Annotated in this window: 18 protein-coding genes; 3 read left to right on the plus strand and 15 right to left on the minus strand. The window is 31.1% G+C overall.

Translation table 11 applies throughout. The annotated features are described in order from the left end of the window. Positions 1-47: 47 nt before the first annotated feature. Genes rplI through rpsF form a run of 3 tightly spaced genes read right to left on the minus strand, consistent with a single transcriptional unit; the run spans position 48 to position 1,154 of the window. Positions 48-500: a 50S ribosomal protein L9 gene (rplI, locus tag GBO31_RS13815; protein WP_219008948.1), complete on the minus strand. Its 453-nt coding sequence runs from the start codon at positions 498-500 to the stop codon at positions 48-50. Positions 501-516: 16 nt separating this feature from the next. After that, positions 517-816, minus strand: coding sequence for a 30S ribosomal protein S18 (rpsR, locus tag GBO31_RS13820; protein ID WP_170837001.1), 300 nt, complete (start codon positions 814-816; stop codon positions 517-519). Continuing rightward, positions 816-1,154 carry a 30S ribosomal protein S6 gene (gene rpsF, locus GBO31_RS13825; RefSeq protein WP_027391118.1) on the minus strand — a complete coding sequence of 113 codons (339 nt, stop codon included), beginning with the start codon at positions 1,152-1,154 and terminating at the stop codon, positions 816-818. The genes rpsR and rpsF overlap by 1 nt, the downstream gene beginning before the upstream one ends. 161 nt (positions 1,155-1,315) lie before the next feature. Here rpsF and GBO31_RS13830 point away from each other — a divergent pair, with 161 nt between their 5' ends. After that, positions 1,316-2,029 (plus strand): LytR/AlgR family response regulator transcription factor, encoded by a 714-nt coding sequence (locus GBO31_RS13830; RefSeq protein ID WP_219008949.1) that lies wholly within the window; start codon positions 1,316-1,318, stop codon positions 2,027-2,029. A 62-nt stretch (positions 2,030-2,091) separates the two neighbouring features. Here the strand turns inward: GBO31_RS13830 and priA are convergent, their stop codons facing one another. The 7 genes from priA to nadC form a co-directional block, all read right to left on the minus strand. After that, positions 2,092-4,545, minus strand: a complete 2,454-nt coding sequence (priA, locus tag GBO31_RS13835; RefSeq protein ID WP_219008986.1) for a replication restart helicase PriA — start codon at positions 4,543-4,545, stop codon at positions 2,092-2,094. 105 nt (positions 4,546-4,650) lie between these two features. Continuing rightward, entirely contained in the window at positions 4,651-5,217 is a 567-nt protein-coding gene (locus GBO31_RS13840; protein WP_219008950.1) for a chalcone isomerase family protein, read from the minus strand. A gap of 107 nt (positions 5,218-5,324) precedes the next feature. Then, entirely contained in the window at positions 5,325-5,753 is a 429-nt protein-coding gene (locus tag GBO31_RS13845) for a DUF2147 domain-containing protein (protein ID WP_219008951.1), read from the minus strand. A gap of 104 nt (positions 5,754-5,857) precedes the next feature. Beyond that, a complete protein-coding gene (locus GBO31_RS13850; RefSeq protein WP_219008952.1) occupies positions 5,858-6,421 on the minus strand; it encodes a chalcone isomerase family protein in 564 nt (187 codons plus the stop codon). 145 nt (positions 6,422-6,566) lie between these two features. Continuing rightward, complete coding sequence (locus tag GBO31_RS13855; RefSeq protein WP_219008953.1) at positions 6,567-7,130, minus strand: chalcone isomerase family protein; 564 nt, start codon at positions 7,128-7,130, stop codon at positions 6,567-6,569. A 36-nt stretch (positions 7,131-7,166) separates the two neighbouring features. Continuing rightward, positions 7,167-8,084 carry a YihY/virulence factor BrkB family protein gene (locus GBO31_RS13860; RefSeq protein WP_219008954.1) on the minus strand — a complete coding sequence of 306 codons (918 nt, stop codon included), beginning with the start codon at positions 8,082-8,084 and terminating at the stop codon, positions 7,167-7,169. A gap of 3 nt (positions 8,085-8,087) precedes the next feature. Then, a complete protein-coding gene (gene nadC / locus GBO31_RS13865; protein WP_219008955.1) occupies positions 8,088-8,945 on the minus strand; it encodes a carboxylating nicotinate-nucleotide diphosphorylase in 858 nt (285 codons plus the stop codon). An 84-nt stretch (positions 8,946-9,029) separates the two neighbouring features. Here nadC and rlmH point away from each other — a divergent pair, with 84 nt between their 5' ends. Both rlmH and GBO31_RS13875 read left to right on the plus strand, forming a co-directional pair. Next, positions 9,030-9,503, plus strand: coding sequence for a 23S rRNA (pseudouridine(1915)-N(3))-methyltransferase RlmH (rlmH, locus tag GBO31_RS13870; RefSeq protein ID WP_219008956.1), 474 nt, complete (start codon positions 9,030-9,032; stop codon positions 9,501-9,503). Positions 9,504-9,835: 332 nt separating this feature from the next. After that, positions 9,836-11,665, plus strand: a complete 1,830-nt coding sequence (locus GBO31_RS13875) for a hypothetical protein (RefSeq protein ID WP_219008957.1) — start codon at positions 9,836-9,838, stop codon at positions 11,663-11,665. Positions 11,666-11,919: 254 nt separating this feature from the next. On the opposite strand, the gene GBO31_RS13880 is transcribed toward GBO31_RS13875, so the two are convergent. From GBO31_RS13880 to GBO31_RS13900, 5 genes are all read right to left on the minus strand, one after another. Then, on the minus strand, positions 11,920-13,611 hold the full coding sequence (locus tag GBO31_RS13880; protein ID WP_219008958.1) for a M1 family aminopeptidase: 1,692 nt from the start codon (positions 13,609-13,611) through the stop codon (positions 11,920-11,922). A 74-nt stretch (positions 13,612-13,685) separates the two neighbouring features. Further along, a complete protein-coding gene (locus GBO31_RS13885; protein ID WP_219008959.1) occupies positions 13,686-14,105 on the minus strand; it encodes a hypothetical protein in 420 nt (139 codons plus the stop codon). Between the two features lie 59 nt (positions 14,106-14,164). Next, a complete protein-coding gene (locus GBO31_RS13890; protein ID WP_219008960.1) occupies positions 14,165-14,614 on the minus strand; it encodes a hypothetical protein in 450 nt (149 codons plus the stop codon). Between the two features lie 85 nt (positions 14,615-14,699). Further along, complete coding sequence (locus tag GBO31_RS13895; protein WP_219008961.1) at positions 14,700-15,911, minus strand: serine hydrolase domain-containing protein; 1,212 nt, start codon at positions 15,909-15,911, stop codon at positions 14,700-14,702. Positions 15,912-15,969: 58 nt separating this feature from the next. Beyond that, complete coding sequence (locus GBO31_RS13900; protein ID WP_219008962.1) at positions 15,970-16,650, minus strand: response regulator transcription factor; 681 nt, start codon at positions 16,648-16,650, stop codon at positions 15,970-15,972. Position 16,651: the final 1 nt, after the last annotated feature.

The raw sequence follows: 16,651 nt of genomic DNA on the forward strand, positions 1-16,651 counted from the left end.
GGTTTTCATATTCTTATAAACCGGTTTATCAACCGAATTTGTGGTATTTATTTTGCTTGCGCTACTACTTCAAAAGCAACTGGAGTAATCACAGCTCTATGAAGTCTAACTGAAGCTTCATACTGACCTAAACGCTTAATCGTTCCACCAGGTACGGTAATAAATTTCTTTTCCAATTCTACTCCTTCTTTAGCTAACGCATCAGATACATCAGCACTAGAAACAGAACCAAATAATTTATCACCTGTTCCAACTTTTGCAGCGATTTTAATTTCAAATCCAGCGATTTTCTTAGCTAATTTTTCAGCATCTTCAATCTCCTTCTTTTCTTTAAACGCACGTTGCTTTAACGTTTCATTTAATACTTTTTTAGCAGATGGAGTTGCTAATACTGCATATCCTCCAGGAATTAAAAAGTTACGTCCATAACCGTTTTTCACCTCTACTACATCGTCTGCAAATCCTAGATTCTCAACGTCTTTCTTTAATATAAGTTCCATAATGTTATGACGAATTTTATTTTAATAAATCTCCAACGTATGGCATTAATGCTAAATGTCTTGCTCTCTTAACAGCAACACTCACTTTACGCTGATATTTTAAAGATGTACCTGTAAGACGACGAGGTAATAATTTTCCTTGTTCATTTACAAAAGCCATTAAGAAATCAGGATCTTTATAATCGATATATTTAATTCCTGATTTTTTGAAACGACAATATTTCTTTGCCTTAGAAGTATCTATGTTTAATGGAGTAAGATATCTGATCTCTCCATCTTTTTTTCCTTTAGCTTGTTGTTCTATCGATGACATAATTAAGCTTTTTGTTTGTTTCTATTTCTTCTTTTCTCAGCCCAAGCGATCGCATGCTTATCTAATCTTACAGTTAAATAACGCATTACTCTTTCGTCTCTTCTGAATTCAACCTCTACAGTGTTGATTGCTTCTCCAGGTACAGTGTACTCAAATAAGTGATAAAAACCACTTTTCTTGTGCTGGATTGCATACGCTAACTTCTTAAGACCCCAGTCTTCTTTAGATATCATCTTGGCACCGTTAGAAACAAGAATGTCTTCGTATTTCTTAACTGTTTCCTTTATCTGCTCTTCAGATAAAACGGGATTCAAGATGAAAACAGTTTCATAATGATTCATAAAAAATCTATTTTTAATTAAAATTGGCTGCAAAAGTAACATTATTTTTTTGATTTTCAAACTAAAATACACTTCGACGAAACACATCTTTTATCGATAAAAAGCGTAAAATGTTTGTGGAAATAATATATATTCATTAATATTGTATAGAATATTAACCTATGCAAGTGGAACAATCTCAATTAAAATGCGCAGTAGTAGACGATTCTCGTCTACAAAGACTCGCTATTGTGAAATTAATAGATGAACATTCATCACTAGAATTAGTGGCTGAATGGAATAACGCTATTGAGACAAAAAACGGATTATTAGATACTCCGGTTGACCTATTGTTTCTAGATATTGAAATGCCAATACTTACCGGTTTTGATCTTTTAGATGATCTAGAAAACAAACCTCATATCATATTTGTTACTGGAAAAACAAAATATGCTTTTAAAGCCTTTGACTACGACGCTATCGATTATTTAAGAAAGCCCCTAAAAAAAGATCGATTTAATGCAGCAGTTGAAAAAGCGCTTAGCATGTCTCGTTTAAATTCAGAACAATCTGCTGTAGAGGATGATGATTATATCTTTGTAAAAAGTAATCTAAAGAAGCGTAAAATATTTTTAAGTCAGCTTAAATATGTTGAAGCTTTAGGTGATTATGTAAAACTAATTATGGAGGATGGTGATCCAATAGTAGTATTGGCTACCATGAAATCCTTTGAAGCAGAATTACCTAGCGATCGTTTCCTAAGAATACACAAATCTTATATCGTAAATCTTGATAAGGTAGAACGTTATAATAGTCGTAACATAGAGATAGCTGATGAAAAGATACCTCTAAGTAGACATAAAAAACATTCTTTGATAGAGGCTTTAAGTGGATAAAACAAATTATAATAAAGTACAAATCCCATTGCAACACTAGTAATGGGATTTTTTATTTTCTATCAATAATTATCTACATTGATAATGATCCTTACTCCAGAAAACTCTTTAATACTTTTAAATGAGTTTTGTATTTTCCTAATAATCTCTTTGGTCTTTTTTAATGACTGTCCGTTAGGTATTTTAATTAATATATTCTTATTGTATTGGTTTCTTATTCTTGAAATTGGAGGAAACTCTGGTCCTAAAATATTTTCCTTAAAACTCATCCTAAGGGATTTTGCCAACCAATCTGTAGCTTCGTTAACCCTATTATAATCTTTATGACGTCCTGTTATTTTTATGATTCTATAAAATGGCGGATATTTATATTGATAACGTTCTTCTATTTGATCTTTATACATCCCATCATAATCGTTAACAGATACCTGCTGTAGAATTTGATGAAACGGATTATATGTTTGAATTAACACTTTACCTCTTTTACTGGTTCTACCAGCTCTTCCCGCTACTTGCTGCATCAATTGAAAACTTCTCTCATGCGCTCTAAAGTCTGGAAAATTAAGAAGATTATCAGCATTCATAATACCAACCAAAGTTACGTTTCTAAAATCCAAACCTTTACTGAGCATTTGCGTACCTACCAAAATATCAATCTCTCCTTCTTCGAACTTTGTAATTATTTTTTCATAACCATGTTTTCCTCTGGTAGTATCTTGATCCATTCTACCGATATTATGTTCTGGAAACAACTCTCTCAATTCGTTTTCAATTTGCTCAGTTCCAAAACCTTTGGTTGTTAACTCATGACTACCACAAGCTTGACATTTTTGCAACATGGCTATGTGATATCCACAATAATGACATCGTAGTTGATTTCTATAATTGTGATATGTTAAACTTACATCGCAATTCGGGCATTGAGGAGAATGCCCACAGGTGTTACATTCTACTACTGGCGAATATCCTCTTCTATTTTGGAATAAAATAATTTGCTCTCCTTCTTTTAGCGCTTCTTCTATTGCCTTTAGCAATGTATCACTAAAATGCCCTTTCATCTCCTTGCGCTTATATTTGGTTTTCAGATCAACCAAATTAATATCTGGCATCAATACATTGCCGTATCTTCTAGTCAAAGCTACGAGTCCGTACTTTTTTTGATTTGCATTGAAATACGATTCTAATGCTGGTGTAGCAGATCCAAGAACTACTTTTCCCTTAAACATTTTAGATAATACTATTGCAGTATCTCTGGCGTGATATCGTGGTGCGGGGTCGTACTGCTTAAAAGAACTTTCATGTTCTTCATCAATGATAATTAATCCCAAGTTCGTAAAAGGAAGAAAAACGGAAGATCTAGCTCCTATGACGATTTGCGCCTTTTCTTTAGATTCTTTTACATTATTCCATGCTTCTACTCTTTCATTTACCGAATATTTGGAGTGATAGACTGTTAGTTTTTTACCAAAATATTCCTGTAATCTACTTATTAATTGAGTGGTTAGGGCAATTTCAGGTAACAAGTATAAAACTTGCTTTCCTTCTTTTATTTGTTCTTCAATTAATTTTACATATACTTCGGTTTTTCCGGAGGAAGTGACTCCATGAAACAAACAAACATCTTTTTCTAACAAGCTTTCTTTGATAGCTAATAAAGCTTGTTCTTGATAAGTATTTAAATTTTTACTACTTGCTACTGCATTCGATTCATATTGCACTCTATCCGTTTGCAAATGATATTCTTCTAAAATGTCTTTATCTATTAATGTTTTTACAACTCCTGAAGTACTATTAGAAGCTTTAATCAAATCTTTTACCTTAATTGCCTTAGTACTTTGCGCTTGCAACATAAACAAATGCATGAGCACATCTCTTTGTTTTGGAGCTCTGGATAAGGAATCTAATAATGCTTGTAATCCTTCCTCACTTGTATATGAAACTTGTAATTTAACATAGCGCACAAGTTTGGGCTTATATTGTTCATATATTTCTTCCTGAACTGTTATGACTTTTTTCTCAATCAGTCTTTTTATAAGAGGTAACACATTTTTTTTACCAATGATATCCATAACTTCTTGAATGCGTAGTAAACTTTGATGCTGTAAAGCTTCATACAACAGAAATTCGTCATCCTTTAATAGATTTTCGTCAATTTCCTCCTTATCATTTCTATGAATAATAGTTTCACTTTCCAACAAAAAAGCACTTGGTAAAGCAGCCCTCATCACCTCTCCTTTTGAACACATATAATATTCAGAGATCCATGACCAAAGCTTTAATTGATGAGAAGTAACGATTGGGACTTCATCAAGAATATGCTCTATATCTTTAGCGTCATATATCTCAGGTGCTGTTTGATGAATTTTTGTGACTAGAGCTGCATATACCTTACTTTTACCAAATTGTACAGCTACTCTCATTCCAGGTTTTAGGAAATGAGCTTCATTCTGATTCACACTATAGGTAAACTCTTTATCAAGAGGAATAGGAAGAATTACATCTATAAAATATGACATTGACACTTTTGCTTCATACAAAAATACATCTTTACCAAATATTACAAACAACAAAATCCAGATCAATTGATCTGGATTTTGTTTATTTTGGGGTATATAATATGTTTATCCGTTTTGTCCTAGCATTCCTCCTTTGATAAGTTTACAAGCTGGCTCATCTCCTAACCAAATCTTAAATAATGCATATTTAAAATCTCTTCCTTCGATATATCCAATTTCTTCACCATTTTTATAAGTTCTCACTCCTTTTCCTTTGATATACACTAAGTCAAAGAAGTCATTAATTTGTGTAGAACTTGCGAACAATTCTAAAAACTGATCGATTCTTTCATCTAAACTCTGTGTATTTCCAAACATTGCATCATCAAAACCTTTTTTAAATACTTTGATCATTCTTTTGTTTGTTACTTTCTTAGAATTAATTACTAATCTAATAGACATACTTTCATCWGCATCTAAGACTTTTCTATCATCTGTATATTTATTTACTGTATATAATCCACCAGAATAAGTTTCTACACCTAGAACTTTTCTAACACCAGCTCCGTTAAGTGTAAGTTCTTCTCCTTCAAAAGTTACTTTATAAGGAACAACAGCGTCTCCAACGCGTATTTGAGCAGTAGCTACCGTAGCAACAACTAATAAAATAGATAGGGTAATTATTTTTTTCATGATTTAGTTTTTTATAAAATTACAAGGTCTTAGTTCCGTATTTTTTTAAAAACTAACAATGAAAAATGTTAAATTTTTCTTTAAATCAAAATTCCTTAAGAAAAAAGCTATGCTTTGATCCATTGTTGTGTTCGGAATAGAAAAGCAATATAGCCTCTCACATTCAGCGTATTAGGATCATCTTCTTCTAGCCAAATTTTACACTTATATACTTTACCATTTTCAGGATCTAAAATTGTTCCATCTTCATATTCATCTCCATCTTTTTCAAGGCCTTTGATAATCACCATACCTTCTATAGGTTTATTATAGTCCTCACCTTCGCATTCTGTACACAATTGCCCTCTATCTGCTTCTTTTAGAATACGGTCTATTTTACCATAAATCTGATTTCCTTTTTTATAAATTTCAACAATGGATCTAGCTTCTCCAGTGTTATCATCTATGGTTTTCCATTTTCCAATGATTCCATCTTGAGCATTTACAATTCCAGTTAATAAGATAAAAGATGCAATAATGATTTGAGATAATTTCATTCTAATTAATTTATTTTTTAGACTTCAATATAAAAAAATAGTATGGTAACAAAAAAGCTACCTGAGCTCAGGTAGCTTTTCTTATTTTATGATCACTAATGGAGTTATTGTATTCCTAACATTCCATTTTTGATTCCTTCACTAGCGGGTTCATCACCTAACCATATTTTAAATAATGCATATTTAAAGTCACGTCCTTCAATAACACCAAGTTCTTTACTGTTTTTAAAACAAGTAACTCCTTTGTCCTTTATATATACAATATCGAAAATATCGTTTTTCACAATTGGTTCATTAAAAAATTTAATAAACTTATTGATTCTTTCATCTAACGATTTTGTGTTTCCAAAAGTAGCTTTGTTAAAACCATCTCTAACTGCTTTAATCATCTTCTTTTGTGTTACGAAACCTGAAACAATATTTAATTTAATTGCCATAGTTTCATCAGCATCTAAGATTGCTCTTGGGTCTTTACTTTTTTTCTGTAAATATAATCCTCCTGCATAAAGGTCTATCCACAACATTTCACGCATCCCCGCACCATTTAACTTAAGATCCGTATCGCCAAAATTCTCTTCATAAGGTAAAACAGCCTTACCTACTCTAATCTGTGCTGTAGCAGTATTTAGAGAAATCAACGCTACAATTAATAAAGTAATATTCTTCATCTTTGTCAAAGTTTTATTTGGGGTATATTAATATCAATTTTTCCATTCGAGTTTCAAAAGTAATAAAATATGTTATGCGCGCATAGCAATATCCAAAAAAAAACGTTAAATTTGTGTATTTCACCGCTAAAATAAGCATTTTATCCTAAAAAGCACCTAACATTTCATTTTTTAATCCTTTATCTGCAGGATTATCTCCAATCCATATCTTAAAAAGTGCTTCTTTGAAATCTAAACCTTCTACATATCCTTTTTCTACTCCATCTTTATAGATCACACTTCCTTTACCTTTTTCATATACAATATCATAGATTTGTCCTTCTTCTATTTCATCTTTGATAAAACCGATGAAGGTATTAATTCTTTTATCTAAAGAAGTTGTATTTCCGTTTGTAGATTTTTTAAATCCATCTCTTAAAGCTCCTGCCATTTTGCTTCTAGACATCATTCCTGATAAAATATGCAGTTTAATCGCCATAGTTTCATCAGCAGCAGCTATTGCATTCCCACTATCGCTTTTTTTCTTAAGATATAATCCTCCAGCATATATATCAAAAAAGAACTTCTCTCTTAAACCTGCACCATTAATGGATAAATCTTCACCACTAAAGGTTACTTTATTAGGTAATGTAGCATCTCCTACTTTTACCTGAGCTTGAGTTGTTCCAACGATTGCTAAAAGAATAAATAATAAGCTTAGTTTTTTCATTTTTGTTAAATTATATGTTTGTATGATGCTAAAATATTAAAAATTCTTCTTCAATTTGATAAGAGAGGCGTTTAATTCGAAACCTAACAATAGTAAATTTGCATTCAGCCAGATATAAACCATAAGGATTAACATCGCTCCAATAGAACCATACAATTTATTATAGTTAGAAAAGTTATCTATATATATTCCAAACAAATAGGTGGTAACTATGATTAATATTGTCGTCATAAATGCACCTGGAGAAAAGAATCTATTCATTTTTCCCTCTGTAGTACCGAAATAAAACAAGGTAGCAACAATAAGAAAGATCATTAATACAAATAATCCATATTTTCCAAATTGTAACCAAAAAACAGTGTTGTCCATTACTCCTATTTCTTTTAAGTTTTCTAACAAGTAACTAAAATATAATGTTACTATTACCGTGATTAACAACAATGATGCCACAATTAAAGAAACCCCTAAAGCTATAATATACTGTTTTACAAAATTTCGATTTAAAGTAACGTGATATGAATATTCAAACCCAGAAAAAACAGCATTGATACCATTGGTCATTAAAAATAAAGAAAGAACAAAAACAGTAGATAATAATCCTGTCCTTGGATTATCTGAGATATCTTTATAGATCTCCTCAAAGAAAATTTTTGACTGATTTGGTAATGCAGAAGTTATAAATTCAAAAAAGTTTTCCTGAAAACCATCTATTTGTATAATAGGTATTAAATTAAGTAAGAAAAGTAAAAAAGGGAAAAGTGATAAGAAAAAGCTCCATGAAATAGAACTGGCTCTAGCAGAAAATGTTCCTTTTACGATACCTATTGTATATATTTCTATCAGATCATACAATGAAAGTCCTTCAAAACCAGGAAGAATAACTTTTTTTCCGATTTTAACTAAAAGATTTATAATCGGAATTTTATAGAGTTTATCTTCAACTGATTTCGACATATATTATACGGCTTTCAGACTTAAGTCTAAATTATATACCGAATGCGTTAATGCACCACTGCTAATATAATTTACACCACACTCCGCATACTTACGAACTGTATTTTCATTAATACCTCCACTAGATTCTGTTAGACATGTATCTCCTATAAGTTCTACAGCTTTTCTGGTATCCTCATAATTAAAATTATCGATCAATATTCTATACACACCTGGTGTTTTAAGAATTTCTTTAATCTCATCTAAATCACGAGCTTCTACTATAATCTTCAAATCCCTATTAGTATCTGCTAAATATTTTTTAGTTTTTTCGATAGCTTTGGTTATTCCTCCCGCAAAATCGATATGATTATCTTTTAGCATAATCATATCATACAATGCGAACCGATGATTTTCTCCACCACCAATTTTTACTGCCCATTTTTCTAATGCTCGGATTCCTGGAGTTGTTTTTCTGGTATCTAAAATTTTAGTTCCTGTTCCTTCTAACAATTGTACAAAATGATTCGTTTTTGTTGCTATAGCGCTCATTCTTTGCATTGCATTAAGCACTAACCTTTCTGCTTTCAGAATAGATTGTGAACTTCCAGAAACATAAAAAGCGATATCACCATACTTTACTTTTGTACCATCTTCTATTATGACCTCTATTTGCATATTGGGATCAACATAGTTGAACACTTTTTTTGCAAAATCTACTCCTGCTAATATCCCTTCATCTTTGACCAAAAGTTTAGCTTTTCCAGTTGCAGTATTTGGGATACATGCTAAAGAACTATGATCTCCATCTCCTACATCTTCACGTATAGCGTTGGCTATTATTAATTCAATTTCGTTGTCGAATTGAGTCTTTGTAATCATATTGAATGGTTATTTTTGCTAAAGTAGGAAAAGAAGTTGGAAGAATGAAGTTGGAACTACAAAGTCCATTAAGAATCTATAGCTATGACTATTAAATTAATTGCAGTAGGCAAAACCGATCATAAACAATTACAGGATCTTATATCAGAATATATCAAAAGATTAGGTTTTTACATCAAGTTCTCTTTTGAGATTATACCTGATATAAAAAATTCTAAAAATCTTAGTGAAGCCCAACAAAAAGATAAAGAAGGAAAGCTAATTTTGAGTAAAACAATTGCTTCTGATGTTCTGGTATTATTGGATGAAAATGGTAAACAATATGATTCTGTAGGTTTTTCAGAACTTCTACAGAAACATATGAATAGTGGTATTAAACAATTAATCTTTGTTATTGGAGGTCCTTATGGTTTTAGTCCGGAGGTTTACAACAGAGCGAATGGCAAACTTTCGTTATCCAAAATGACATTTTCTCATCAGATGATTCGCTTATTTTTTATTGAACAATTATACAGAGGTTTTACTATACTAAGAAATGAACCTTATCATCATCGGTGAAATTTATTAAATAGAATAACAAAGCGCTCTTCCCAGTTCTCATATAATAAGCTCGGAAATAATATAAGAATCTTAAAGTTTTATCTTTCCAAATTTCTTATCCCAAAAATCAGCAAATCCAGTTGTAATTTGACAAAAAAATAGCACTATACACCTTTTGCACACCTTTATAACCTGTTATACACCTCTTGTCCACCTAATATAAATACGCAATACACTTTTTGCAAACGCGTAAATAAAAAGCTTTTAATCAAACACTTATACATTTGCCTCATCAATAATTAGCCGCGGCTAAAACAATTAAAAACAAATATCAACACATAATTTTTTTAATGATGAGGCATTTCAAATTTTTAACGCTTTTACTACTTTTTTTAACGATTGGTTGTTCTACTGATGATGATCAGATGATTGAAGCAATTAATGAAGAAATTACAAATCATAATCTTGCTAAAAATAATTCTAATAATAAAGAACTGGTGGCAGAATTTTTTGAAAATTCAGATTTTACAGGACGATCACAAAAAGTTTATTTATTTACTAGTTCTTCCGCAACTGATTATATAAGATTAGATTTTACTGCAAAATCATGGGCAATAAAAAAAGACACTAGATTATACCGTGAGGATGCTAATCATTTATCTCAACTAGTACAGACAACAGTACTACATGCAACTAATAATGACCTATATAACTCTGCTTTGGACCCTCAAATGACCACTTTACCAGCTAGAACCTATAAGATCCATGTGGTAGAGCCAAACATAAATTTCCCCGAATCTACCACTAGTTTTATCTTAAATGGCAAACATACTATTCCTGCAACACGTACTTATGCAGGCCAGGTTAGATCAAAATCACCTTTTAGTGATTCTCCTCAAGCTAGTATACCTATATGGAATTCAATTAATTTTTACAATCATCATTCTGTGACACTTGAACAGATGTTTGTAAGTGGAGTTTACGACTTTATTCCGTCATCAACTTTCAACGAAAAAGAACATCAGAAATGGCATCATGCTCAATTCATTAATAAAACAAATAATATTGACCATCTTATACATACAACAGCTATTACAGATCATGAACGTTTAGGAGCTATACCAGATCTACATACTGCTGTTCGATCAAAAGTTGATGCTATCAAATTAACAAGCATTGAAGAGTATGCTTCAACTGTGGCGGAAGGCGCTCCAACAGTTATTTTACTTGAAACTCTTAAAAAAGTATACGAAATACTACCTACACTAGGACAAAAGTTAGATGAGCAAGCAGGGAATATTGACAATAGTTTTTTACGTAAACTAGATTGCTACTATAGTATTGCTCTTAAGGCTACTCATCCAGAAAATGCTGCAAATATTGAAGACAGCTATCATCAATGTATAACTCGTAATACAGCAGGAAACATTAGAGCCTATAGCGGTAATAGTTTAACACCGCTAACTACTAGCCAAAAAGCCGGTATATACAGTCAAACAAATGCTGCAGGAAAAACAATGGAAGATCGATTAAAAGCAGCAAAAGAAAAAATGGAAGAAGTACAAGCCAGAGTAGTTTCTTTTAATCGTTTATCCGTTCGGTTTTATGGTGCTAACAATGAAAAATTTGTAATGTGGTACTCATATACAGCGAGTAACGGTCTTAAACCTCCTGGTACCTATCCAGATCCGTTAGGAACACAAAACAATATAAACGATGCTTTTGAAAGTATGGTTACTAATGATGGGATCAATAATGACTATGAAGAAGTTATTATCTTAAATGATAAAAACAATGGTCCAAAAACTGGCAGTACACCTGATGCCATAGCAAACTGTGAAGAGATGATCGAATTTAAGAATTATGGAGCAGCTGGTGTGACCACAGCCGCAGAAAAAGCTATAAATCAATTTGCTTCTTTGTACGCTACTGTCAAAAACATTAAAAACAAAGGAAAAATAACTATTGGTACCAACCGTCTCAAAACTTCATTAGAAAAAACAATTACAAAAAACTCTTTATTAAGAAAACTTAATAGAATCCCTACAAAGGGAACCACTAAATGTTTACCCATAGGTTTTAAGGTAACGTTTAGGTTTGTGCAACCAAATAATCAAACTACTAATCCTGGAGCCATGATTCAAGAAATAACTGAATATACTATTACCAAAACTCAATAATAAGTTTTAGTTTTTGCTACACCATAGAAATCCCTTTCATCAAAACATGAAAGGGGTTTTCTTTATAAATGTTGTTTTATTTATTCCTTTACCACTTCTTTTAGTTCTTGAAAGGAATATATACATCTATAAAAACCTAGAACAACACTCAAAATATCAATTGATTTTACGTATCAATGATACGATTGTCTGTTGGAGCGCAATTGTATTGAAGATTTACTATACTAAGAAATGAGCCTTATCATCATCGATAATCATAAATTTATAACTTCAATATTTTGAGGATTAACCAATAATTGTGGAAGCTCTATTTCCTTTACTGGTAAAAATGAAATTTGAGATTCACTACCGTTTCTATCAACTTTAAGCGCTACTTCCTTTTCAATATTACCATAATAAATACTCCAGGATTTTAAAATATCATTAGTCCGCAAACCTGCTTTGTAAGCAGCAGAATTTTCAATAACATTTGTAACGATATTGGTTTTCTGATCATAAGAAAATCCTTGCTCAAACACTTTTGCTTTGGGAGTATATATCAATCCAAAATCATTAAAAATAGATATTAAGTCAAATAACTTTCCCTTTTCGATATGGTCATGAAAAAAAACATCAATAGTCTGAGGTAAATATTTATTTACAGTATGAATAAAAATTTTGGAATTTAATTTCACCTCTTTATTTTTAGATTGCTCCAAAAGATCTCTCATAACATCGTCCAAACTATATTGATTATTTGACTCTTTTTTTATTTTTAGATCTAAAAGAAAAGCTAATACCGAACCTCTATAATATGGGAGTTTTTCGTAATTACGATCAGACCAAAAGTTATCATAAGTAATTTCACTATTTGGGACTGTAGCAACCGGAGAAGCATATAGATTCTTAATGGTGATATTCATTTCATTAATAAAATCTCCTTCATCTGCTTCAAGAATTTTGTTTTTAGCAATATTTTTTTGTGTGTAATAGTCTGTGAAACCCTCGCTAAACCAATACTCTTCTTCTTCGTTTTCATTCTTGATTTTATGCCCTATCCAATTATGCATCAACTCATGATTAAATAAATAACTTAATTGTTTAATAGATGTCTGATTATTATTAGAAACCGAAGTTGCAAATGAATTTGTTAATCCAGTACCGCCAAAACTACTTCCTTGATTAAGTGGAAATGGAATCATTGTTACCGTAAAATATTTTTGAGAATGATCTTTCCAAAAATTCCGTTGTGCCTTTACTGTTTTATGTAATAAATCAGATACTGCTACCTCATCAAAAGGAATCCAATCACCTCTTGTTGCAAATATCAATTCATTATTATTTATAGTATTTATATGCGTTCTAAAATCTCCTCCAACAAATATTGCAGAATGAAACTCTTCTTCGTTAACATCAATAATATCTTGGTGCTTTTCATTACTTCCGAAGCTATTATGAATCATATAGTCTTCTGGAAAATCATTCCAATTCATTACAACATCGAACTTGGAATCTTTTTCTAAAACAATATGATCTGGAAGCATAAACATATTATGAGAAAAAATATGAAAGTAATTATTGTTAATCATTGGACGATATCTATTTTGAGCAGCCAGATCACCTTCTACATCTTGTTTAAGCACATATTCAAATTGAATTTTATCGATACCCTTAGTATGATTGATCTCTATCCAGTTACTATCTCTATTTTTAGTCACTGTTCCTTTTATATTTACCAAATTCATATGATGAATACTGTTATGTAAATCTTTTTCTCCCCAAGCTTCATCTTGAAACCTTAGTTTGGTAGTTCGCCCCTTATCGGCTTCAAACTCCATAAGAACTTTAATCGATGGAATACTATCTACTTGAAATGGTGAAATTGTATAGGATACAATATCTTTTTGTCTGTTAGAACAAGCATATAAAATAACAGAAACAAATAGTAAAAAAAGTGTTTTTTTCATGATTGATATATTGATTGATTACTTAAATGACTATTTACTATCTGTTCCTGTTACAATTTAATTTTAACTTCTTATTATTCGTCTTTTATGAGATCTCTTAAATCTCCAAAAGCATCTATTAAATCCTCAACCAAATCAATAGATATGGCATCTTTATCTAGAAAAACAGACAACTTACCCTTTCTAAGTTTTACTTTATATCCTTCTTCTCCTTTCACATTATAGTTCCAGGTATAGGTACCATAACTTTTAGACATTTTGGTATCCAAATGTCGCTTAAGAAACTTTTTAACGCTTTCCGTTTTATGAGATGGAAAACTTGCTTTTAGCGTATAAGTATCATCTGTATTGGAAACAGAAATATTAATTTTATAGCCTTTTTCACTCGTATCATCACTAGAATAATTTACGGTTACTTTGGTGTTTGAACTTGTTTGCGCATTTACTACTGGTGTAGACAATGCAATGCATAACATAAAAATGATTGTTTTCATAATACTTGTTTTTTGATTAATGATCCGTATGAAACGGTCGATTGTTGATTGATTTTTAACTATGAATTATTATTTGATTGTGATGTAATTTCTTTCAATTCTTTGCCAATTAGGATAAATCTTTTCATCAGTTTATCAGAAGCTAATTCTTTGTCTACATTGATTCTCAATTTATTACCCTTTAGTTTTACCTCATATACTTCTTCATCTTCATTTCCTTTAACCCAATAATAAGTATTATCCTTTACCGTCATATTTTGCTCTCCAAATTGATCAACTAAATATGATTTCACTTTTGACTTCATGTGCTTCATAAACTTTACCTTAATTCGGTAGTTATCATCCATATCCAAAACAACAAATGATCTGTAGAACTTTTTGTTTTCTGCATCAGAATCATAGGTTATAGAAAATTCTGAGGATGATTTAGATGTACTTTCGGTGGTTTGTGCGTGTGTTGTAAGCAAGCCGAATACAAGACTTGCAATACATAAAGCTATTGTTTTCATATTGTTCGTTTTTATGAAGAGAAATCGCCAATACGAAATCTCAACTATGTTAATGATTGATTTATATATTCATGCTTATAGAAACTTACAAGCTTTTGGAATACTCGGATTTATACTGTTTTACTTCTTTCCAAATGCTTCTTACTGATTTTAGAATATCCTGATCTTCTTCCAAACCAGTATTCATAAAGAATATCGCTCCTATTTTGTCTTTTTTATTAAAATACATAAGCGTAAGAATTCCAGGATCTGATCCATTATGTCCCATCTTTCCTGCTGTGGTAACTTCCCAAAAGAACCCGTAATTATCTTTTGTTTCCTTTTTGGTATTGAGCTGGTCTTTTGTTAATTGAGGAGACATCATTTGCTGAAAAGATGAAGTATTAAGAATTGCATCTTCTCCATAGTAGCCTTTCATTAAACCTTGTAAATATTTCGATAAATCCTTAATACTACTTCTAAACCCTCCATCGGGATAGGTGCATAAATGGTATCTTGGAATCTTATTCCCTGCTTCTGTATATACGGATGCATATTTACTTGGATCGACTGATTCATAAGACCATCCAGAGTCTTTCATACTTAGCGGATCTAAAATATGTTGTTGTGTGTATTCTGGAAATGAAACTCCTGTCGCTATTTCTATTACATAAGCCAATAGTGCCGACCCTACATTTGAATATTCAAATCTTTTTCCTGGTTGATGTTTAGAAAAGTTTTTCTTTTCATACCATTCCCCATCGAGAGTTAAATAATTTTTAAGAAATGCTTCCAAACTGTATGTTTGATTTGATTTTAAAGCTTTCAGTTCTTTCAACTCTTTTTTTGTGTAATTTTCTTGGCTTAGAGCAACTTTTTCTTCCAACACATAACTTTTTTCATAAGCATCAGCATCTAGAATTGAAGAGGTATGTGTAGCCAAATGTTTTACCAAAATTGGAGTTTGAGGGTATCGAGGATGATGTATATCCAAAGGTAATATCTTATTAATAGGGGTGTCAACTGTCAGCTTTCCTTCTTCGATAGCTTTCATTAAAGCAATACCTATAAAAGTTTTAGAAACCGAACCGATATTTTGAACGGTATTCTCTGAATACACTTTTTTAGTTTCTTTATCTGCATAACCAAATCCTTTTTGATATAATATTTGGTCTGATGTAAATATAGAAACCCCAAAACCAGTTATTTTACTAGTTTTATAGATGGCATTCAATTTTTCGTCTAATTGATTATTTTTGACTTGAGCATGTGCGCAAATTGATATGCAACAAAATAGTAATACTTGTAATATTTTCATGATTTTCGTTTTTTGATTGATGATTGATGATTGATGATTGATGATTGATGAAATCTATTTATTCTATTTGAAATGTAAGTCCTACTCCCCTTACACTTTCTATTTTTATTTTTTCGTCTTTTTTAAAATACTTTCTTAATCTACTGATGAATACATCCATACTTCTTCCCGAAAAGAAATCATCATTTCCCCAAACATCCTTCAGTAAATTTTCTCGTTTGATCATAGTATTTTTATGATCATAGAGATATTGAATTAAAATCGTTTCTTTTTCGGTCAGTTTCTGCTTTTCATCGTTTAATTTTAAGCAATGATTGGTTGCATCAAACTGGTAATTTCCAATTGGGAATACCTCTTCTCTTATTATTTCTATTCGCTGTGATCTTTTTAATATATTTTGAAGTCGTAACACTAGGATATCTGCTTCAAAGGGTTTTACGATATAATCATCTGCTCCAAGCTTTAACCCACGTATTTTGTCTTCTTTCATTTTTTTGGCTGTTAAAAAAACAAAAGGTGTTTCAGGTTGTATTTCAATAACTTTTTCAGCCAATGTAAAACCATCCATTTTAGGCATCATTACATCAAAAACACAAATATCAAATTGCTCTTGAGTAAATATTTCTAAAGCTTCTTTTCCATCTTTTGCCCATTTCACTTTATATCCATGAAGCTCTAAGTATTGTTTTAAAATACTTCCGAAATCAAAGTCATCTTCTGCTAATAATATATGCTTCATC

It is taken from the genome of Aquimarina litoralis (genome assembly GCF_019295435.1).
Taxonomy (GTDB): domain Bacteria; phylum Bacteroidota; class Bacteroidia; order Flavobacteriales; family Flavobacteriaceae; genus Aquimarina; species Aquimarina litoralis_A.